Below are 19,437 nucleotides of genomic sequence, written 5' to 3'. Positions count from 1 at the left end.
CGTGGAGACCGGCGGGACATCCACCTGGTTCGCCGGGTTGCCCATCTCCCCCTCATCCTCCTTCGCCGTCGACGACGGCGAAGGAGTCGGCGTCGGAGCGGCCCACGCCGTCGCAGCCGGGCCCGATGCGAGGCTGAAGAGCAGGGCGAACCCAGCCGTAAGCACCCCTCTGGTTCTCATGCGGATACCTTTCTGCGCGCACCGGAGGGGGCCATGCCCCGGCCGGCGCCGCGAATCTTGACCGTTGATCTTGCGAGGCGTTCTTGCCGGTGATCAAGATTGGGAGCTCCACGTACAAAGAACATCCAGAAGAGCTACAAAGGCTCTCCCACCTTGAACGCTTCACTCAACGGGCGCCCCGCACGGCGCCCAGAGTGGGAGAACACGCGGTCATGGTGGTTGAACAGCCTGTATTCAAGGCCCTCGGCCGGGTGCGCGCCAAGGCGGCCGCCGGTGGGCAGGAGCGGCTTCGGGCGCCGATGGTCCCTCGCTCCGCGGCGCTGCCGACGCGCCAGGATGCTCGCGTGCCCTCCGCCGGCCGGAACGGCGCTTACGGGAGGAGGCCGCCGGCTCGCGGGCGAGCGTCAGGCCGGCGGCGGGCCGCTGCTCTCCCGCACGATGAGCTCCGGCTCGTTCCAGGTCGGAAGGGACCGGGCGGCCTCCGATTGCAGCCTGCGGAGCAGCAGGCCGAAACACGCCCGGCCGAGCCCCTCGAAGTCGAGCCGTACGGTGGTGAGCGAGGGGTGGAGGTAAGCCGACGCCGGGGAGTCGTCGAAGCCGACCACACTGAGGTCGCCGGGGATGTCCCGGCCGGCCTCGCGCGCGGCCCGCATGACGCCCAGCGCGAGGTCGTCGTTGCCGCACAGGATGGCGGTCACCGAGCGGTCCGCCAGCAGAGAACGCACCGCGAGGTATCCGGAACGGGGAGTCCAGCCGCCCTGCAGAAGGTCGGGCAAGGGGCGCCCGGTCGCCCGCAACGCGTCCTGCCACCCGCGGGTCCGCTGCGGAAGCGAACTGGTGGAGGACGGGATGGCCACGTAGTGGACGGTCCTGTGCCCCAGGCTCAACAGGTGACGCGTCGCGTGCGCCGCCGCGGCCCGATCGTCCAGCCAGACCTGCCACGGGTCGCCGCCCGAGCCGTCGTCAGGCCGTTCGACGGCGGCCGTCACCGGCACGTCCGACGGCAGCGCGCCCAGCGCCCGCACCCCGGGGTCATCATAGGCGATCACCATGACGGGCTCCTGGGGCCGGTTGAGCCGCAGGGCGATGTCCGTGCTGTTCGCGCCCGGCTCCAGCACACTGATGCCCACCGAGAAGCCGGCCGCCCTGGCCGCCTCCTCCATGCCCCGCAACGTGGCGGCCGCGCCGAACAGGGCGGTGTCCGAGGTCAACACGGTGACCCAGCTCACCGGGCCACCGGCCAGCGTCCGCGCGAGCCGGTTGGGCCGATAACCGAGCTCGGCGATGACCTGCATCACCTTGGCCCGGGTCGACTCGCTCACCCGGGTCTTGCCGTTGATGACACGGGAGACGGTCTGCTGGGAGACACCGGCCACCCTGGCGACATCCCAGATGCTCGCGGACCGGCCAGGAGGAGTGTCGTTCGGCGGCATGTGACCGGTAACCCCCATGGTCCAGAACCTACTTGATGGCAGCCTTCGCCTCATCGTTGATGCCCTTGGCCGCGTCCTGCGCCGTCATCTGGCCCAGCCAGGGCCTGGTTGGCCTTCACGTTGTAGGTGTCGGCCGCTTCCGTCAAGGGGTGGCCGGATGGCACCGGGCCGGTCGGCGGGCTCGTCCCACACGCCGGGCCCGGTGAGCCACATGGTGCCGTGGCCGAGCCGGTGGACGGTCAGATCGCCGCCGAGGTCGAAGGTAATGGTCACCGGTGGGCAGCACAGCGCGTTATCGACCGGACGGGTGAACGCCCTCCGCGAGTCGCTGCAGGTAGGCGCGCGCGGTGTCCACGAACTGCTCGAAGGGCTGGTCCGCCCGCCACTCCTCATAGGCGGTCGCCAGCGCCGCCATGGCGACGTTGAGCTGCAGGCGGGCCCACGGGCGCTGCTCCGCCGGGGTCCGCTCGTCGACCCACTCACGCAGGTCTCGCGCGATCCACTGGCTTGAGCGGCTGAAGGTCCCCGCCAGCGCCGGCGAGGCGGCCTTGATGCGCTTCTGAGCCGTCAGCGATCGCTCACTGGACCGGAAGCTCTCAAGAATCACCGCAGTGAGAGCCGGCCACAGCGGCTCATCGACCGGCCGGCCCGCACGGATCTCCGCCCAGGCGGCGATCTCGTCGGGGTCCGGCTCGGTGATCGTGGCCTCCTTGCCCGCGAAGTAGTTGAAGAACGTGGCCCGCGACACTTCCGCGGCCGCGGCGATCTGCTCGACAGTCACCGACTCGTAGCCGTGCTCGACGAACAGTTGCAACGCCGCCTCCCGGATGGCGCGGCGCGCTCGCCACTTCTTGCGCTCTCGCAGCCCATGCGGCGCCCGGGAAGGGTCTGGTGAGTCGACGTTCACGAGAGCAGCCTACACCTGCTTGGATTATGTCTAGAGTTAGACTCAGTCTAATAATCGCAGTATGGTGAGCGCCGAAGACCGGCGGCCGGATATTCGGCAGCACCCTGGTCAGGGCTTCCGCGCGGCTCGGGACCTGCTCCCGAGTCGACGCCGAAAGGAGACACACATGAGCAAGATCTGGTTCGTCACCGGCGCGTCTCGCGGGCTGGGCCGGTCGTTCGTCGAGGCCGCGCTCCAGCGAGGCGACCACGTGGCGGCGACGGCCCGCGACGTCCAGACGCTCGACGACCTCGTGGCCCGGTTCGGCGACCTCGTCCTTCCGCTGCCGCTCGACGTGACCGACAAGAGCGCCGTCGCCAAGGCCGTCGAGGCGGCACACGACCACCTCGGCCGGATCGACGTCGTCGTGAACAACGCCGGGTACGGCCTGTTCGGCGCCGTCGAGGAGCTGGACGAGCAGCGTCTGCGCGACCAGCTGGAGACCAACTTCTTCGGCGCGGTCTGGGTCACCCAGGCGGTCCTGCCCTATCTGCGCGCGCGAGGCTCTGGGCACATCATCCAGATCTCCACGATCGGCGGCATCGGCGCCTTCCCCACCCTCGGCGGCTACCACGCCTCCAAGTGGGCCCTCGAAGGCCTCACCGAATCCCTGGCCCAGGAGGTCGCCGGCTTCGGCGTCAAGGTCACCCTCGTCGAACCCGGCGGCTTCAGCACCGACTGGGCCGGCTCCTCCGCCGTCCACGCCGAACCCGACCCCGCCTACGACGGCATCAGGGCTGCCATGGCTACCCGAAGAGGCGCCGGGAGCCCCGGCGACCCCGTAGCCGCCGGCTCCGCCCTCCTGACGATCGTCGACGCCGACAACCCGCCGCTGCGGGTGCTCTTCGGCGAGCAGCCCACCCAGCTGGTGAAGACCCTGTACGACCAGCGCCTGCGGACCTGGGCCGACTGGGAGCACGTCTCCCTCGCCGCGCAGGGCTGAGCAGATCGCGGGCGCCGATGCTGTTACCGCCCGGTCGCCAGGTCTCGGCCGGCGGTGACGGAGGTCGTCATCCCGTTCAAGGCGAGCTTGAGGATCGGTGCGACGGTGCCGCCGAAGCCGGCCCGCGCCTGCGTGGCCTGCGCGGATCGGAGATCCGCGCCCGGAGACGATCGGTAGTTGGCGAAGCTGACCACGTGGAGGTCCGGCAGCACCAGCCAGGCGTAGGCCTGGTCCGGTTCGGCGCGAGGGTTCTGGAGTACGAGCCCGGAGCCGTTGAGCGGCTCGTACGGTCCCGTCAGGCTGGGGGCGACGAAGCCGTAGAGCCCGGTGGGCGCGGAGTCGGCCGGGTGGAAGGTGTGACGCTGGGTGGAGAAGAAGAGGTGGTACCGCGACCGGTGGACGATGATGTGCGGCCGTTCCAGCTCATGGTTGACGCCCTCGGCCACGACGAGAGGCGGCAGCAGGGACCACGCGCCGTCCCGGGTCTCGGCCAGGGCGATCGCACCGCTGAAAGGGTCGCCTTCCGCGACGGACGCGGCGATGAGCAGGTATTCGCGCCCGTCGGCCGGGTCGCGGAACCAGCCGGGATCGCGAAATGCCCTGATACGTCCCGGCGCCCCGGTGATCTCCTCGGCCGGCAGGTACATGTGGCCGTCCGAGCGGAGGAGCTCACGGTGCTCGGCACCCGGGTCCAGCAGGATCCGGCGGCCGTCGGCGACCAGGGCGGGGCGGGCCTCGACGACGCGCTGCCGGAATGTCGGGGGCGTTTCTCCGCGCCGTCCGGCGGCCGTGTAGAACACCGACACGGTGTCGTCGGGGCGGCGGACCGCCGATCCCGACCATTCGCGGCTGCCCGGCGAGGCGCCGTCGGCGAACGCGTGCCCCAGGTCCGTCCACCTGTCGCCGTCCTTGGCGAGCAGGCGGATGCGGGCCTGGTCGTGGCGCTCTTCGGGGTGGCCGAGGATCGGCGCCGACAGCGCCATCCACAACTCCTGACCGCTGATCACGCAGGTCGAGCCGTCTTCCTCCTGGACGGGCCACAGGTCCCACAGGTCGTGGTCCGGCAGGATCCGGGGCATGGCCGCGGGATCGATGACGGGTGCCGTGGTCGCGGCGGCGTCGGCGAGCAGCTCCAGGTGCCGCCGCGTCCAGCGGGCCGGCCGGTCGGCGCTCATGCGGCTCCCGACCCGCGGCGCGGGCCGGCTCCCGTCGGATCCGGCGCAGCGTTCAGTCGCCCTTGTGTGGGCATGCGTACAACCTTCCTTTCATCCGCGCCTGCGCTCCCGCGGGTCGCGAGGTTCCGGCCGCGGGTGTCGGCGAGCGCGCACCCGCCCGCCTCGATCCCGCCGTACGTTCATCGCCGTCAGCCCTTCAGGGAGCCCTGGAGCAGGGCCTTGACGAAGTGCCGCTGGAAGATGAGGAAGATCACCAGCGTGGGCGTCAGGATCAGCAGCGACCCGGCGCACAGCAGCGGGATGTCGGTGCCCCACTGCCCCTGGAAGGCGCCCAGCGCGCCGGACATGGTGCGCTTGGTCGGGTCGTCGACCAGGACGATGGCCAGCAGGAACTGGTTCCAGGTCCACAGGAACAGCAGGATGCCGAGTGACGAGATCGCCGGCATGGCCAGGGGGACGTGGATGCGCCGGAACAACTGCCAGACGTTGGCCCCGTCCATCCGCGCGCTCTCCGACAGCTCGCCGGGCATGTTGACGAAGTGCGCGCGCATCCAGAAGACGGAGAACGGCATGAACAGGCCGATGAGCGGCAGGATGATCGCCCAGCGCGTGTTCAGCAGTCCCATGTCGCGGATCTGGTAGTACAGCGGCGTGATGATGCCCTCGAAGGGCAGGGCCAGGCCGAGCACGAACAGCAGGAAGATCACGCGGCCGCCGATGACGCGCAGGTGGCCGATGGCGAAGCCGGCCATCGTCGCCAGGACGATCGAGATCGGGACCACGCCCAGCACGATGAGGACGCTCGACTTCAGCAGCTCGCCCATGTTCGCGGCCCGGAAGGCGGCGAGGAAGTTGCCCCACTGGGGGTCGGCCGGCCAGGCCAGCCCGGCCGGGTAGGTGCCCGAAGGGTGCAGGGCGGTGACGAACAGGCTGAGGAACGGCAGGATGGTGATCGCCATCATGCCGATGAGCAGCACCCTGCCGGTCCAGGACTCCCGCCACGAGGTGATCATCGGTTGCCCTCCTTGGTGAACCACTGGATGGGAAGGGCGCAGGCGATCACGAGGACCATGAGCACCAGGGCCAGGGCCGAGGCCATGCCGACCTCGCGTTCGGAGAAGGCCAGGTAGTAGATCTGCAGGCCGGGCACCATGGTCGTGTTGCCCGGGCCGCCCTGGGTGGAGATGTAGATGATGTCGAAGCTGGCCAGGGCCGCGATCACGGTCACGGTGACGCAGACCACGATCTCCTGCCGCAGGCTGGGGACGGTGATCGAGACGAACTCCCTCCACGGGCCGGCCCCGTCCAGCCGGGCGGCCTCGTACAGCGCCGGGTCGATCTTGCTCATCCCGGCCAGGAGCAGCAGCGTGCACAGGCCGAGGAGCACCCATGCGCCGATCATCCCGACCGCCGGCAGGGCGGTGGAGAAATCGCCCAGCCAGGCGCGGGTGATCCCGCCGAGGCCGACGAGCGAGAGCAGCTGGTTGATCACGCCGGTGGAGGCCAGCAGCCAGCTCCAGGCGATGCCGGCGGCCACCAGCGGGATGACCTGTGGCAGGAAGAGAACGGTCCGTGCCACGAGGGCGAGCCGGCTTTGGGCGATGCGCCGGATGGTGGCGGCGATCGCCAGGCCCAGCAGGACCGGGATCGCGCTGAAGAAGACGATGAGCTTGACGGCGTTGATCAGCGAGTCGTACAGGTCCGGGTCGGTGAAGACCTTCCCGAAGTTGGCCAGACCGACCCAGGTGGACGGCCCGATGCCGTCCCACTCGTACAGCGAGTACTGGAACGTCAGGGCAATCGGACGCAGGACGAAGACCGCGTAGAAGGCGAATGCCGGCGCGACGAACAGCCAGCCGACCAGGCCGCGCGTGTCACGCAGCCTGGCCGCGACCGGCCGCCGGTGCGGGGATCGGGCGCCGGCGGAGCGGGTCACCACCTGCTTCAGTTCCCTTCGAGCTGGCCGGCGTAGTCGGCCTGGACCGTCTTCAGCAGTTCCTGCGGCTTCTGCTGTCCGGCGACCAGCTTCTGCAGCTGGGGCGTCCAGCTCTTGGCGTAGATGGCGCCGGTGGCGTTGGCGATGAAGTCCATCGCGCCGTTGTCCTTGGAGATGTCCGCCCCGGCCGCCAGCGTGCCGGCGGTGACCTTGTCCGCGGCCACCTCGGGCATGTACGCGTCGGCGGGACCCATCGGACGCGAGCCGCCGACCTCGACGCCGATCTCGCGGGCCCGCTTGTCCGTGGCCACCCAGTTGAGGAAGAAGGCGGCGCAGTCGGCGTTCTTGGCGTTCGCGGCGATCCCGAAGGTGAGGGGCGCCGACATGGCGGCCCGCTTGCCGCCCTGCTGCGCCGGCGGCATCAGGGAGAAGCCGACGTCGCCCGGCATCTGCTTGTCGAGGTTGCCGGACTCCCAGTCGCCGTTGAACATGAACAGCCCCTGGCCGTCGATGAAGCGGCTCATCATCGTCGCGTAGTCGACCGCGTTGACGTCCTTCTGGAAGTAGCCCGCCTTGATCCACCGTTCCAGGTGCTGAGCGGCCTGCAGGTTCGACGGGGTGTCGATGGTGGCGCCGGGCTTCTGGAAGATCCAGTCGTTGATCGGGGCGGCCGGGCCGTAGGAGGCCATGAGGTCCTGCAGCGGGAACGCCAGGCCGCCGGTGGCGCCGCCGTTGAACTGCACGATGGGCGTGATGCCCGCCTTCTTGGCCTTGTCCAGCAGCGCGTCGAGCTCGGCCAGCGTGGCGGGCGGCGCGGACATCCCGATCTTCGCGGCGAGCTTCTTGTTGTAGAAGATCCCGGTCATGCTGAAGTTGAGGCCCAGGGCGTACAGCGAGCCCTCGCCGCGCGGCCGCCCGCCCGGGCCGAGGCGCAGCTGCTCGAGCTGCGAGGCCGGCCACTTGTCCCAGCCGAACACCTTCGCGTAGCCGTCGAGGTTCTTCAGCAGGTTGTCCTTGACCAGCTCGGAGACCTGGGGCAGGCGCATCAGGTCGGGCGGGTTGTCCGCCAGCACGCGGGGGGCGTTCTGCGTGATCACCGCGAACTGGTCCTCGCGGATGTTCCAGGTGACGTTCGGGTGCTGCTTGGTGAACTCGGTGGTCAGCGCCTTGGGCAGCGGGAAACCGGTCTCGAAGTAGCCGTTCATGGTGATCGGCGCCGTACCGCAGGTGGGCGCCGCGGACGGGGCCGACGCGCTGGTGGCCGCGGGCTGCGGGCTGTTGCTGCCGGGAGCCGCGCAGGCGGCGGCCAGCGTCCCCATGGCGATCACCAGCGCGGCCCCGGACCTGCCGGAGCGACCTCGACGAGCCATGTGCATCTCCTCTGTTGCCTGGGACAATCGGCACAGGCTGATGTCCCGACTCCGTTGCTAAATCGGGTTAGCGCCCGTTAGTCTCACGGTGCGTCTCGTACGATGTCAACCCCCCGTAACCCACTCTTGACGATCGGAGGTCCTGGGTGAGCCCACGACGGGTCACCTTGGCGGATGTGGCCAAGGCTGCCGGTGTCTCCCGCACGACCGCATCGCTTGTCCTGTCCGGCCGCGGCCGTGAGCTGCGCATTTCTCAGGACGTCGAGCAGCGGGTGCTGAAAGCGGCCGAGGAGTTGCAGTACCGGCCCAACATCGTCTCCGTCGGCCTGCGCACGGGCACCACCCGGACGATCGGCTTCATCTCCGACACCATCGCCACCTCGCGGCTGGCCGGCGACATGATCAAGGGAGCGCTCGAGGCCGCCCGTGACCGCGGCTTCATGTTGTTCATCGGTGAGACCGAAGGCGAAGCCGAGCTCGAAAGCCTCCTGCTGCAGGCCATGCATGACCGCCAGGTGGACGGGCTCGTCCTGGCCTCGATGTTCACCAGGACCATCAAGGTGCCCAAGACCATCACGGCCACGCCCGCCGTGCTGCTCAACGCGCTGCCCAAGCAGCCCACTCCCCTGCCCGCCGTCCTTCCCGACGAGGTCGAGGCCGGCCGCCGCGCCGCCCGCATCCTGCTCGAGGCCGGCCACCGCGACGGCATCTACCTGATCGGCGCCGGTCCGGGCCTGCGCGACGTGCCCGCGGAGAGCGTCGCGGCGGTGGAGCGGCTGGTCGGCATCCGCGAGGCGCTCGGCGAGGTGGGGGTCAAGGTGGCGGGCGCTCGTACCTGCCTCGACTGGCAGCCCGAATACGGCCTCGCCGCGACCCGCGACCTCCTGCGCACCGCCCAGCCGCGCGCGCTGATCTGCTTCAACGACCGCATCGCCATGGGCGCCTACCAGGCACTCGACGACTTCGGGCTCAAGGTGCCCGCCGACGTCTCCGTCGTCTCCTTCGACGACCATCCCATCGCCTCGTGGATGCGTCCCAAGCTGACCACCGTGGCACTGCCCCATTACGAGCTGGGCCGCAAGGCCGTCGACGTGCTGTTCGCCGAGATCGACCGCGACCGCACGGACGGCGACCGGGTGGGCGAGGTGCACCGGGTTCCGATGCCCGTACGCAGCCGCGAGTCCGTCGCGCCGTCACCCCTCGGCTGAAGGCCCTCCAGGGAGACCAGGCGGGCGTTGACACCCCGGCGTGATCGAAACTAAGTTGGCCGAGAAAAAGTGATCGATCACTTTTTGGCCGTCCGAGGGAGTGTTCATGCCTGCGTTTCCGTCCCCGATCCGCGTCGCCGTCGTCGGCGCCGGGGGCATCGCGAGAATCAGCCACCTTCCCGCCCTGGCCGCGGCCGGCGACGCGGTGCAGGTCGTGGCCGTGTGCGACGTCGACTCCGCCCGCGCGAACGAGCTGGCCGAATCCCACGGCATCCCGGGCCGCTACACAGACGTGGCGGACCTGCTGGCGCGGGAGAGCCCCGACCTGGTCGTCGTCGCAACCCCGCCGGTGGCGCACCGGGAGGCGGTGATCGCCGGCCTGGACGCCGGCGCGTGGGTCTGGTGCGAGAAGCCGCCGACGCTGTCGCTGGCCGAGTACGACGAGATCACCGCCCACGAGAAGGACGGCGGCCCGTACGCCGGCTATGTCTTCCAGCACCGCTTCGGCAGCGCGGCCCAGCGGCTGCGCCGGCACATCGGCGACGGCGAGCTGGGTGCGCCGCTCGTCGCCGTGTGCAACACGCTGTGGTACCGCGGCCACGACTACTTCGAGGTGCCGTGGCGCGGCAAGTGGGAGACCGAGGGCGGCGGCCCGACCATGGGCCATGGCATCCACCAGATGGATCTCCTGCTCAGCCTGCTCGGCGACTGGCACGAGGTGCACGCCGTGGCGGCGACGCTCGGCCGCCGGGTCGAGACCGAGGACGTGTCGTTCGCGATCGTCCGGTTCGCCTCCGGCGCCGTCGGCTCGATCGTGAACAGCGTGCTGTCCCCCCGCGAGACGAGCTACCTGCGCTTCGACTTCAGCGACGCCACCGTCGAGGTCGAGCACCTCTACGGCTACGACAACTCCCACTGGCGCTGGACGCCCGCCCCGCATGTCACCGACCAGGACAGGATCGCCGGCTGGGCACCGGCCGAGAACACCGGCAGCTCCCACCGCGCCCAGCTCGCCACGCTGCTGACCGCCATGTCAGCCGGGGAGCGGCCCCCGGCGAGCGGCGCCGACGGCAGGCGCGTCATGGAGCTGATCACGGCCATGTACCAGTCCGCCATCACGGGACGTCCCGTCACCCGGGCCGAACTCGACGAGACGAACCCCTTCTACCACTCGCTCAACGGCGGCGACCTGCCGACCGCCCTCAGCCGCCTCCAGCACCAGGAGTCCGACCATGCCTGAACCCAAGCTCAGCGTCCGCGACGAGGACGATTCCCTGATCGTCACCGCCGGCGACGCCGACATCGCACAGTACGTCTACCGGCCGGACGCGCCCGACGCCGAGGCGCCCAAGCCGTACCTCCACCCCATCCGCAGCCTCACCGGCGCCCCCATGTCGGTCTACCGCCCGTGGGACCACCGCTGGCACAAGGGCCTGCAGATGACCTGGGCCCACCTGTCCGGGCAGAACTTCTGGGGCGGCCCCACGTTCTCGGTGGAGAAGAACTACCACTGGCGCGACAACCTCGGCCACATGCACCACATCGACTTCCCCGGCGTCTCCGCCGACGGGGAGCGGGTGGCGATCGACGAGACCCTGCACTGGGTCTCGTCGGCGGGCGAGCACTGGATCACCGAACAGCGCCACCTGGCCTTCCACGGCGTGGACGCCGAACGCGGCATCTGGGCGCTGGACTTCTCGACGAAACTGCTCAACGTCCGCGGCGCCACTCTCGAGTTCGGCAGCCCCACCACGCACGGCCGCCCGCTGGCCGGATACGCGGGCTTCTTCTGGCGTGGCCCCCGGTCCTGGACCGGCGGGACGATCATCGCCGCCGGCGGGAAGGGCGGCGAGGAGATGATGGGCGCCGAGGCGCCCTGGCTCGCCATCACGGGTCAGCACGACGAGATCGACGGCGGCGGCACCGTGCTGGCCGTCGCCGGCCACTCCAGCGCGTCGGTGCCGATCAAGTGGTTCGTCCGCAAGGAGGCGTTCGCCGTGATCAGCCCCTCCCCCTCCTTCGACGAGGAGATCGCGCTGGCCGACGGCGACACTCTCGACCTGACACACCGCTACGTCTTCATCGACCGCATCTGCGAGCGCGCGGAACTCGACGACCTCGGCGCGGAGTTCGCCCTGTGACCCCGCTCTTCCCCGGCGGCACCTCGATCAGCGACCTGGCGGTCTACGACTGGGAATGCGCCGACGGCGTCCATGGCGGCACCCCGCACCTGCACACCGTCTCGACCGAGGCGTATGTCGTGACCGGAGGCCGCGGGGAGGTGCACACCCTCAGCGCCGCGGGCTTCGCCCGGGACCGGCTCGAAGCGGGCACGGTGCTGTGGTTCTCCCCCGGCACGATCCACCGCCTGGTCAACGAGGAGGAGCTGCGGCTGATCGTGATCATGCAGAACGCGGGGCTGCCCGAGGCCGGCGACGCCGTCCTCACCTTCCCCGCCGACGTCCTGCGCGACCGTGACGCCTACCTCGCCGCCGCCACGCTGCCGGCGGACGGCTCGGAGGCCGAGCGCGCGGCGGCCGCCCGCACTCGGCGCGACCTCGCCATCACCGGCTTCCAGCAGCTCATGAAGGAGGTGAACGAGCGCGGCGACCAGGCGCTGGCGGACTTCCATCGCCTCGCCGCCGCGCTCGTCCGCCCACGGGCCGAATCGTGGGCGGAGCTGTGGAGCGGGACCGTCGAGGCCGAGACCGAACGCACCCGCCGGCAGCTCGCGGCCATCGCCGACGGCGACCCCGCCCACCTCGGGCAGGCCGCCGTCGTCCGTACCACGCCCAGACCTGGGCCCCGGGCGTTCGGCATGTGCGGACGGCTCCAAACCTGGACGCCCCTGCATCCGTCCGAGGTCAGCCAAGAACGATCGTGGTCAGGGCGCGCGGCAGGAGCGTGACCGACCCGTCCGTCACGGGGACGGGTCCGAGTGACTCGTCCTCGTCGGTCAGGTAGGCCGCGACCTCGCCGCCCACTCCCTCCCAGGTCACGGGGGTCATGCCGGTGTTGAGGACCGCGACGACCTGGGAGCCGTCGGGGTTGCGGAACGCTGACGCCTTCAAGGCGGGCTTCGTGACCGCCGTCTCGAGTCTGACCGCGCCGGGTCTGACGAAGCTGCTGTAGGCTGCCAGCGCCCACAGCCGCTTGGAGACCCGGTAGGTCCCGGCCGCCTCGTCGATCAGCAGCAACGCCCGGGTGTTCCCGACGGAAGCGCCCAGCCAGTAGACATAGCCGGAGACGTGGCCGAGGGTGAGCGCGTCGTGTACGGCCAGGGCGATCGTGAAGCCGTCGGAGCCGCTGCCGTCGTACCAGTTCTCGTTCCAGCTGGTGCCGTTGGGATGCCACTCCGACATCCACGTCGGCCGTTCCGTCGGCAGCGGGGAGTCCACCGGGGTGGCGTAGCCGTGCCCGGTGTGGACCTTCACCCAGCGACGGGCCTCGGCGTCGGCCTCGATCGCGGCCGTGTACGCCCTGGCCTCCGTCCAGCCGACCGACTCGCAGCACACCAGCCGCAGGCCCGAGGCGATCGGGCCGAGCACCTTGACGAACTGGGCGGCCTCCTCGGGGGTGAAGCGCATGGAGGCGTACGGGGCCGTCCAGTCGGGCTCGTTCGCGAACCCCAGGTCGGTGATCCGGATGCCTTCCCGCGCGTAGAACCTCGTGTACTGCACCAGGTAATTCGCGTAGGCACGCTGCCACTCCGGCTTCAGCCTGCCGCCGTTCCTGTCCTCGCCGGTGTCCTTCATGTAGCCGGGCGCGCTCCAGGCGACGGCGAAGAAGCGCCGCACGCCGTACTCCTGCGCGGCCTTGGCCAGCCACACCTGGCTGTTGTCGTCGCCGTCCCACACGTACTCGGGCGGGGCGTCCGGGCCGCCGGGGTCCTCGGGCTGGATCGACACCATCTCGTCGTACGGGCTGCCCGCCGGGGCCGAGCCGATGCCGAGCCGCAGAATGCTGAGCCCGGCGCCCTTCTCGCGGCTGAACCACAGGTCGAGGATCTCCCGCTGCTTGTCCTCCGGGAGAGCCCTGATCAGTTCGTTCCGCCGGAACGCCGTGGAGACCCCGAACCCGTCGATGGTCTGGTGCCGGACTCGATCGTTGATCGTGATCGCCGGTGGATCGGCTGACCGGGGTTCGTTCATCAGGTGATCATTTCAGTCCGCGGCGTGGGAATCGTTCGCTGTGGGGCCTCGACAGGGCGTCCTGCGCCGCAGATTAGTGATCGATCACTTTCATGTCAACGCTAGGCTGTCTCGAAAGGAGCGAGGAAAGGGGGTCCCTTGGGCGAGTCGCAGACGCCGCGCGTCACGATCCACGAGGTGGCCCGGCGAGCAGGCGTTTCTCACCAGACGGTCTCCCGATACTTCCGCCACAACGAAGGTCTGAAGCCGGAGACCCGCAAGAAGATCGACCTGGTCGTCCAAGAGCTCAACTACCGGCCCAACCTGGTCGCGCGCTCCATGCGCACGCGGCACACGAACCGGCTGGCGATCACCCTCCCCGCCTCCACCTATCTGTGGCCGGTACGCCTGCTCAGTGCCGCCTCCACGGCCGCTCACGCCGAGGGCTTCCAACTGGAGGTCGTCAGCATGGAGGGCGACCCCCGCGCCAGGACGGAGCGAATCCTCGAACTCGCGGGCTCGGGGCAGGTCGAGGGCATCCTGTCCTTGACGCCCCTCGAGATCGACCCCGCGGGGTCGACGGTCCCCATCGTCGTCACCGGTGACTACGACGACAACCTTCGCGGCGTCAACGAACTCGCGGACGCCTCTCCTGTCCGCGAGATCATCGAATACCTCGCGTCCTTGGGTCACAAAGTCTTCTTCCACATCGCAGGCACGCAGACTTTCGCCTCCGCCCGCAATCGCAAACTGCTCTACGAACAAACGATCACGCACTACGGGCTCACGTCGTACGGCATCGCCCTCGGGGACTGGAGCCCTCAGTCCGGCTACGACGCCGTCCGGGGCCTGCCAGAAGGAAGCGGCGTGACCGCCATCGTCGCCGCGAACGACCACGTGGCCATGGGCGCCGTACGAGGAGCGCTCTCGCGAGGCTGGCGCGTTCCCGATGACGTCAGCGTGTTCGGCTGGGACGACGAGGAGTTGGGGCGCTTCGCCACCCCGTCGCTCTCCACCGTGGCCATCGATCGCGAGGTTCAAGGGCGGGAAGCCATGGCCAAGCTCATCGCGGAAGTCCGGGGCGAGCCGGCGCCGGACTCCCCCTCGCGATCGATCAATCGGGTGATCGTGCGCGAGACGGTGGGTCCACCACCGGTCCACGTCTAGAGTGCCGCTGGAACTCGGTGGCGGTGCCGCCCCACCAGCGGAACCCGAAGACCAGCCGGTGAGGGTGGCTGTCGTCGTAACCGTCGGGGACCGGCAGTCGCCGGGACGGCGCCGGGCGACGTGGCTCCGCCGGTGCCGTTCCCCGCCGGGCAAGCCATCACCCAGCTGTGCCCGTACAGTCCCAAGTCCTTTGCGATGACCTCTCGGTCCGTCACACACCCGTGATGGTCCATTGGCAGTTGGTGCTGCTGTTCGGCGTCCACATGGCCACCGTGGAGCCGGCGGTGTTGCTGCCCATGCCGTCCAGGGCGGTGTTGGTGCCCCGGTTGATGATCTGGTGGCGGCCGTTCCCCATGCTGTTGAGGCGCCACTGCTGGTTGTCGCCGCCGTTCCAGGCCGACTGCCGGGCGTTGGCGCCGTTGGCGGTGTCGCCCCAGCTGTCGATGACCATGCCGTTGGTCCGGTTCACGATGCGGTACCAGCCGCCGCCCAGGTCCAGGAGCTGCCACTGCAGGTTGGTGCTGCCGTTGTAGCTCCACTGTTTGAGCACCGAGCCGGAGGCGACGTTGCCGCCGCTGTCCAGCACCAGGCCGGTGGTGACGTTGGCGATCCGTACGTAACCCGTTGACGTGCCGGACGTCGTCACCCGGTACGTGCGGCCGGCTTGGCCGGTCAGTCCGATGACGTCGGACTCGGGTTTGGTGACGCTGACGGCACCGCCGGTCGTGGCGTCGACCACCTGGTAGGTCCCGGTGAACATGCGGCTGCGCACGTTCACCGTCCCGCCGCGGTCGAACCTGACGAGAATCTCGGTGGCGCCGCCGGAGCTCCACGTCGTGTCGACGGTGTATCCCCCGCGTCCCCGAAGACCTTGGACCCGCCCGTTCGGCCAGGCGGCCGGCAGTGCCGGCAGCACGTGCAGTTCGCCGTTGTGGCTCTGCAGCAGCATCTCGGCGATGCCGGACGTGGCGCCGAAGTTGCCGTCGATCTGGAACGGGGGATGCAGGTCGAACATGTTCGGCGCCAGCCGGGCCGTCGTCACGAGGAGGCGGAGCAGCGTGTGCGCCCGGCCGCCTTCCTCCATCCGCGCCCAATAGTTGACCTTCCAGGCGAGTGACCAGCCGGTCCCGTCGTCACCGCGCAGTTCGAGCGTCCGCCGCGCGGCGGTGTGCAGCGCCGGGGTGCCGCGTTTGGTGATCTGGTTGCTGGGATGCAGGCCGTAGAGATGGGAGATGTGCCGGTGGGCAGGCTCCGTCTCGACCCAGTCGTACAGCCACTCCTGAATGTTGCCGCGCGAGCCGGTCTTCATCGGCGGGAGCCGGTCTCGGGCGGCAAGGACCCGCGCCCGGAAGTCGGCGTCGACGCCGAGCGCCTGGCCGGCCTTGGCGCAGCCGTCGAACAGGTCACGCAGGATCTGGTTGTCCATCGTCGGGCCGGCGCAGACGCTGACGCCCGCGTGGTGGGCCAGTTCCGGGGAGTTCGACGGATTCGTGACCAGATACCTGAGGCTCGGTTCCTCCACGAGAGTCTCGAGGAAGAACTGTGCGGCGCCTTTCATCGCGGGGTAGTGCTGCCGGAGGAACTCCAGATCGCCGGTGAAGGTGTAGTGGTCCCAGATGAGGGTGGCCAGCCACGCGCCGCCGGTCTGCCACATGCCCCACAACGCGCCGTCGACGACGGACGTTCCCCGCCACGCGTCGGTGTTGTGGTGGGTCACCCAGCCGCCGGCGTTGTACTGCACCCGGGCCGTGCGGGCGCCGCTGACCGCGAGCTCGTCGACCATCTTGAACACCGGCTCATAACACTCTGACAGGTTCGTCGTGTCGGCCGGCCAGTAGTTCATGGGCAGGTTGGCGTTGATGGTGTATTTCGAGTCCCACGCCGGCGTCAGCGAATCATTCCAGATGCCCTGCAGGTTGGCCGGCTGGGTACCCGGCCGCGAGGAGGAGATCAGCAGGTATCGGCCGTACTGGAACAGCAGCGCTGAGAACTGCGGGTCGTCGGTGTTCGCGTGCTGCGCGATCCGCACGTCGGTCGGCTGGTCGGCCGCCGCGGTGCGGCCGAGGTCGAGCGTCGTGCGCCCGAACAGCCGCCGGTAGTCGGCGACGTGCCGGCTGCGCAGGTCGTCGTACGTTCTGCCGGCGGCGGCGTCGAGGTGGCGCCGCGCGATGCTCTGGTAGTCGCCGCCGACGTCGCGGAAGTTGAGGTAGCTGGAGCCGATGGAGATGAGCACCGTCGCGCTGTCGGCCGATCTCACCTGCAGCGTGCCGCCGGAGCTGCTGACGCTGCCGCCTTCGACGACGGCCCGGGCCAGCGCCAGGAAACGGACCGAACCCGTCACTCCTTCCATGTCGCCCGAGATGCCGTCGAGTGCCGCCGTGGTCCCGTCCGGGCTGGAGCGGGTCGTCCTCTGAGGGCTGTCGAACGTCGCGGAGAACGTGATCGAGCCGGGTCTGTCCGCGGTGAGGCGGATGGCGATCACCTGGTCCGGCGCACTCGCGAGCACCTCGCGCCGGTACCGTACGCCGTTCTGCAGATAGGAAACGGCCGTGGTGGCCGTGGTCAGGTCCAGGTAGCGGTTGTACTCCGAAACCCCGGCAGCGTTGCCGAAGCTGAGGCGCAGATCGCCGACGGGCTGGTAGGCCAGCTGGCCCACCGGGGTTCCCCGCAGGTTCTGGTCGATCATGGTCTGGGCCTGGCTCCACTGGTTCTGGAAGACCAGTTGCCGGATCTGTCCCAGTGCCGCCGCCCCTCTTGGATTGCTCTGGTCGTACGGTCCACCCGCCCAGACCGTGTCCTCGTTGAGCTGCAACCGCTCGGTATCGACGTTGCCGAACACCATGGCGCCCAGGCGGCCGTTGCCGATCGGCAGTGCTCTCAGCCAGTCCATGCCGGCGCTCTCGTCGTACCACAGGGCCAGGTCGTTCACCTCGGGAGGGGGCGCCGAGGCGGCCCGGGCGGTGGCCGTCCATTGCGACGGCAACACTGCGGCGCCGGCTCCGGCCGCGCCGAATCTCAACACTTGCCTTCTGGATAAATCAGACATCTCACTTCTCGTTCCCTACAGGTCGGCACGCGGTGTCTGCCGGCCGACCCGCATGAGTTGCCATCGCCGGTTGTCGCCGTGGGAGCAGCCGGGGTCACGCGGTCACGAAGGTCATCACACTTCGAGCGGGAAGCGTGACGGTGAAGGAACCGTTCGACACGCCGGTCGTGCCCTGAGATGCGACGTTCCTGCTCGCGTCGGTCAGCCAGGACGAGACCCTGGACGCGGTGCCGTTCCTCAGGGTGAACTGCTGGCTCACCGCGGAGGTCCCCTTGTTGACGGCGACGACGACGACCGTGGAGCCACCCCGGTACGCCGATACGTAGACGTTCGACGCCGGATTCGCCGTCGCCTCGATCCGCACATATCCGGGCCGGACGAACCTGGCGAAGTGCGCCATATTGGCGCCGCGCTTGCTGATCTGGCCGTCTTCACGCATGGGGCCGTAGCCGCGCCGGATGTACCACCAGATGTACGCCTGGAACTCGGCGTCCACCATGGCGCGGTGGATGTGCTCCCCCACGTCGAGCGCCTGGGGCCAGAGGTCCGCCGAATCGGAGCTGTTGGGGTAGTAGACCTCGGTCATCCAGAGCTCTTTGCCCGCGCCCTTCTGCTTGAAGAGGGGATAGGGGAAGTTCGCGAACGAGGTGCCGTAGAGGTGCGCCCCGATGATGTCCACGTTGGCGAGCGCCGCGGAGTCGTTGAGGATCGGGTCCGACATGTTCTTCAGGTACTGGAAGGACTCGGGCGCGATGACCCTGGTGCCGATCGAGCCGGCGTTCTCCCGTAGGAACCGCACCATTTCAGCGGGAGTCCACCACGTCCAGTCATGCGCGTAATCGGGCTCGTTCTGCACTGATATGCCGTACAGGTTCACCCCGTTGTTCCGCAGGTAGGCGGTGAAGTCGTTCAGGTGCTGGGCATAAGCGCCGTACATGTCGTACCTGAGGCGTCTCGCGTCGGTCTGGCTGCCACGGACGAACGTCTCGACCATGCGGGCGGGGGGATTCCACGGCGACGCGATGACGGCCGCCCCGAGCTCGGTCGCGCGCCTGGCCGTCGCCAGATCACGGCCCCAGTCCGACTGGTTCTCGGGGACGGGCATCCTCAGCACGGAGAACCCCAGCCGGCCCTCGCCGGTGCCGAACGCCGTGTCCCGCTGAGCAGCCGTCAGGTCGCCGATCCAGGCCGTGTGGGTCATGCCGCCGAAGCCCCGTATCGTCTGCCGCTGCGCCGACGCGTCAATGACCGCAGCGGCGGCAGCCGTCACGGCCGCGGCGCGCGAGGCCCCCACGGCAGGCGTCGTGGCCGTGAGGACCGGCAGGGCCCCCATCGTCGCCAGGACGCTTCTCCGGCTCAGCGATCGGCGCTCACCGCCGACGGGCTCACTCCTACCTTGCGTCATGTCTCCTCCTCATGGCGTTGATGCCGAGTCCGCGCCCTCTCGGCCCCGATGGTGTCCTCGTGGACGGGAGGTGACGTTGCCTCGGCCTACGCTCACAGCAAGACTGTCCAGAGTTGCCGATTTCCTGTGTACGGCTTGATGCCGGAGAACTGGGCGCGGGACCATCTCGAAGCGCTTATTGTTCGCGCTAACATCTCCTGCAGGAACGTAAAACCCTTACTGCGGCCCGTCAACCGTTCACGGGGAAGAAACTTAATCAAGATCAAATCCGCTCTCGGATCGCGCGGGGATCGATGGATGGCGGTTGAGCCCGCGAGGCGCCGACATGTCGTCGAAGGCGATTCACACCTGCGCACGTCGGATCTGAAACTATGTAGCCGCAGCTCACGAGCCGCAGCACGGACGCCGATGGCCCGCCCGCCGCCGCCGTCGCAGAGCGCTATAACTGTCCAGCCGAGCCCTGCCGAAGCGCACGAACGCAGGCGGCCCACCGGCACG

General features: G+C 69.4%; 15 protein-coding genes and 1 pseudogene. 6 read left to right on the top strand and 10 right to left on the bottom strand.

The window, feature by feature from the left end; translation table 11 throughout:
- The 3 genes and pseudogenes from ABZS69_RS58650 to ABZS69_RS58640 form a co-directional block, all read right to left on the bottom strand.
- A pseudogene (locus ABZS69_RS58650) lies at nt 1–180 on the bottom strand (hypothetical protein); the annotation flags it as partial.
- A 404-nt stretch (nt 181–584) separates the two neighbouring features.
- Nucleotides 585–1,631 (bottom strand): LacI family DNA-binding transcriptional regulator, encoded by a 1,047-nt coding sequence (locus tag ABZS69_RS58645; RefSeq protein ID WP_355390936.1) that lies wholly within the window; start codon nt 1,629–1,631, stop codon nt 585–587.
- A 274-nt stretch (nt 1,632–1,905) separates the two neighbouring features.
- Nucleotides 1,906–2,520 carry a helix-turn-helix domain-containing protein gene (locus ABZS69_RS58640; protein ID WP_355390934.1) on the bottom strand — a complete coding sequence of 205 codons (615 nt, stop codon included), beginning with the start codon at nt 2,518–2,520 and terminating at the stop codon, nt 1,906–1,908.
- Between the two features lie 166 nt (nt 2,521–2,686).
- Here ABZS69_RS58640 and ABZS69_RS58635 point away from each other — a divergent pair, with 166 nt between their 5' ends.
- A complete protein-coding gene (locus tag ABZS69_RS58635) occupies nt 2,687–3,502 on the top strand; it encodes an SDR family oxidoreductase (protein WP_355390931.1) in 816 nt (271 codons plus the stop codon).
- 23 nt (nt 3,503–3,525) lie between these two features.
- Here ABZS69_RS58635 and ABZS69_RS58630 read toward each other — a convergent pair whose 3' ends face one another.
- From ABZS69_RS58630 to ABZS69_RS58615, 4 genes are all read right to left on the bottom strand, one after another.
- Nucleotides 3,526–4,677, bottom strand: a complete 1,152-nt coding sequence (locus ABZS69_RS58630) for a glycoside hydrolase family 68 protein (protein WP_355390928.1) — start codon at nt 4,675–4,677, stop codon at nt 3,526–3,528.
- A gap of 188 nt (nt 4,678–4,865) precedes the next feature.
- The gene (locus ABZS69_RS58625) at nt 4,866–5,690 is read right to left on the bottom strand and encodes a carbohydrate ABC transporter permease (protein WP_355390925.1); all 825 of its coding nucleotides are present in this window, start codon (nt 5,688–5,690) and stop codon (nt 4,866–4,868) included.
- Nucleotides 5,687–6,613 (bottom strand): sugar ABC transporter permease, encoded by a 927-nt coding sequence (locus ABZS69_RS58620; RefSeq protein WP_355390922.1) that lies wholly within the window; start codon nt 6,611–6,613, stop codon nt 5,687–5,689. The genes ABZS69_RS58625 and ABZS69_RS58620 overlap by 4 nt, the downstream gene beginning before the upstream one ends.
- Before the next feature lie 8 nt (nt 6,614–6,621).
- Nucleotides 6,622–7,983, bottom strand: coding sequence for a hypothetical protein (locus ABZS69_RS58615; RefSeq protein WP_355390919.1), 1,362 nt, complete (start codon nt 7,981–7,983; stop codon nt 6,622–6,624).
- A 176-nt stretch (nt 7,984–8,159) separates the two neighbouring features.
- Here ABZS69_RS58615 and ABZS69_RS58610 point away from each other — a divergent pair, with 176 nt between their 5' ends.
- The 4 genes from ABZS69_RS58610 (at nt 8,160) to ABZS69_RS58595 (ending at nt 12,099) form a co-directional block, all read left to right on the top strand.
- Nucleotides 8,160–9,191: a LacI family DNA-binding transcriptional regulator gene (locus ABZS69_RS58610; RefSeq protein WP_355390916.1), complete on the top strand. Its 1,032-nt coding sequence runs from the start codon at nt 8,160–8,162 to the stop codon at nt 9,189–9,191.
- 106 nt (nt 9,192–9,297) lie between these two features.
- On the top strand, nt 9,298–10,431 hold the full coding sequence (locus tag ABZS69_RS58605) for a Gfo/Idh/MocA family oxidoreductase (protein ID WP_355390913.1): 1,134 nt from the start codon (nt 9,298–9,300) through the stop codon (nt 10,429–10,431).
- Nucleotides 10,424–11,332 carry a PmoA family protein gene (locus ABZS69_RS58600; protein WP_355390910.1) on the top strand — a complete coding sequence of 303 codons (909 nt, stop codon included), beginning with the start codon at nt 10,424–10,426 and terminating at the stop codon, nt 11,330–11,332. Before ABZS69_RS58605 ends, ABZS69_RS58600 begins: the two co-directional genes overlap by 8 nt.
- Complete coding sequence (locus ABZS69_RS58595; protein ID WP_355390907.1) at nt 11,329–12,099, top strand: cupin domain-containing protein; 771 nt, start codon at nt 11,329–11,331, stop codon at nt 12,097–12,099. Before ABZS69_RS58600 ends, ABZS69_RS58595 begins: the two co-directional genes overlap by 4 nt.
- On the opposite strand, the gene ABZS69_RS58590 is transcribed toward ABZS69_RS58595, so the two are convergent.
- Nucleotides 12,056–13,342 carry a glycoside hydrolase gene (locus ABZS69_RS58590; protein ID WP_355390904.1) on the bottom strand — a complete coding sequence of 429 codons (1,287 nt, stop codon included), beginning with the start codon at nt 13,340–13,342 and terminating at the stop codon, nt 12,056–12,058. The genes ABZS69_RS58595 and ABZS69_RS58590 overlap by 44 nt on opposite strands.
- Nucleotides 13,343–13,480: 138 nt before the next feature.
- On the opposite strand from ABZS69_RS58590, the gene ABZS69_RS58585 reads away from it, so the two are divergent.
- Nucleotides 13,481–14,488: a LacI family DNA-binding transcriptional regulator gene (locus ABZS69_RS58585; protein ID WP_355390901.1), complete on the top strand. Its 1,008-nt coding sequence runs from the start codon at nt 13,481–13,483 to the stop codon at nt 14,486–14,488.
- A 211-nt stretch (nt 14,489–14,699) separates the two neighbouring features.
- Here the strand turns inward: ABZS69_RS58585 and ABZS69_RS58580 are convergent, their stop codons facing one another.
- Together ABZS69_RS58580 and ABZS69_RS58575 are read right to left on the bottom strand one after the other, a co-directional pair.
- Nucleotides 14,700–17,510, bottom strand: a complete 2,811-nt coding sequence (locus ABZS69_RS58580) for a glycoside hydrolase N-terminal domain-containing protein (RefSeq protein WP_355390898.1) — start codon at nt 17,508–17,510, stop codon at nt 14,700–14,702.
- Between the two features lie 118 nt (nt 17,511–17,628).
- Nucleotides 17,629–18,939 (bottom strand): glycoside hydrolase family 30 beta sandwich domain-containing protein, encoded by a 1,311-nt coding sequence (locus ABZS69_RS58575; RefSeq protein ID WP_355390895.1) that lies wholly within the window; start codon nt 18,937–18,939, stop codon nt 17,629–17,631.
- Nucleotides 18,940–19,437: the final 498 nt, after the last annotated feature.

Source organism: Nonomuraea sp. NPDC005650 (genome assembly GCF_040605375.1).
In the GTDB taxonomy this organism is placed as follows: domain Bacteria; phylum Actinomycetota; class Actinomycetes; order Streptosporangiales; family Streptosporangiaceae; genus Nonomuraea.
Note: the sequence above shows the minus strand (reverse complement) of the source record. Positions and strands in the feature narration are given on the sequence as shown.

Excerpts from the sequence above, each read along its gene's own strand:
- ABZS69_RS58635 (WP_355390931.1), top strand. The coding sequence starts at position 2,687 with ATGAGCAAGATCTGGTTCGTCACCGGCGCGTCTCGCGGGCTGGGCCGG.
- ABZS69_RS58615 (WP_355390919.1), bottom strand. The coding sequence starts at position 7,983 with ATGGCTCGTCGAGGTCGCTCCGGCAGGTCCGGGGCCGCGCTGGTGATC.
- ABZS69_RS58625 (WP_355390925.1), bottom strand. The coding sequence starts at position 5,690 with ATGATCACCTCGTGGCGGGAGTCCTGGACCGGCAGGGTGCTGCTCATC.
- ABZS69_RS58575 (WP_355390895.1), bottom strand. The coding sequence starts at position 18,939 with ATGACGCAAGGTAGGAGTGAGCCCGTCGGCGGTGAGCGCCGATCGCTG.
- ABZS69_RS58605 (WP_355390913.1), top strand. The coding sequence starts at position 9,298 with ATGCCTGCGTTTCCGTCCCCGATCCGCGTCGCCGTCGTCGGCGCCGGG.
- ABZS69_RS58630 (WP_355390928.1), bottom strand. The coding sequence starts at position 4,677 with ATGAGCGCCGACCGGCCGGCCCGCTGGACGCGGCGGCACCTGGAGCTG.
- ABZS69_RS58600 (WP_355390910.1), top strand. The coding sequence starts at position 10,424 with ATGCCTGAACCCAAGCTCAGCGTCCGCGACGAGGACGATTCCCTGATC.
- ABZS69_RS58645 (WP_355390936.1), bottom strand. The coding sequence starts at position 1,631 with ATGGGGGTTACCGGTCACATGCCGCCGAACGACACTCCTCCTGGCCGG.
- ABZS69_RS58590 (WP_355390904.1), bottom strand. The coding sequence starts at position 13,342 with ATGAACGAACCCCGGTCAGCCGATCCACCGGCGATCACGATCAACGAT.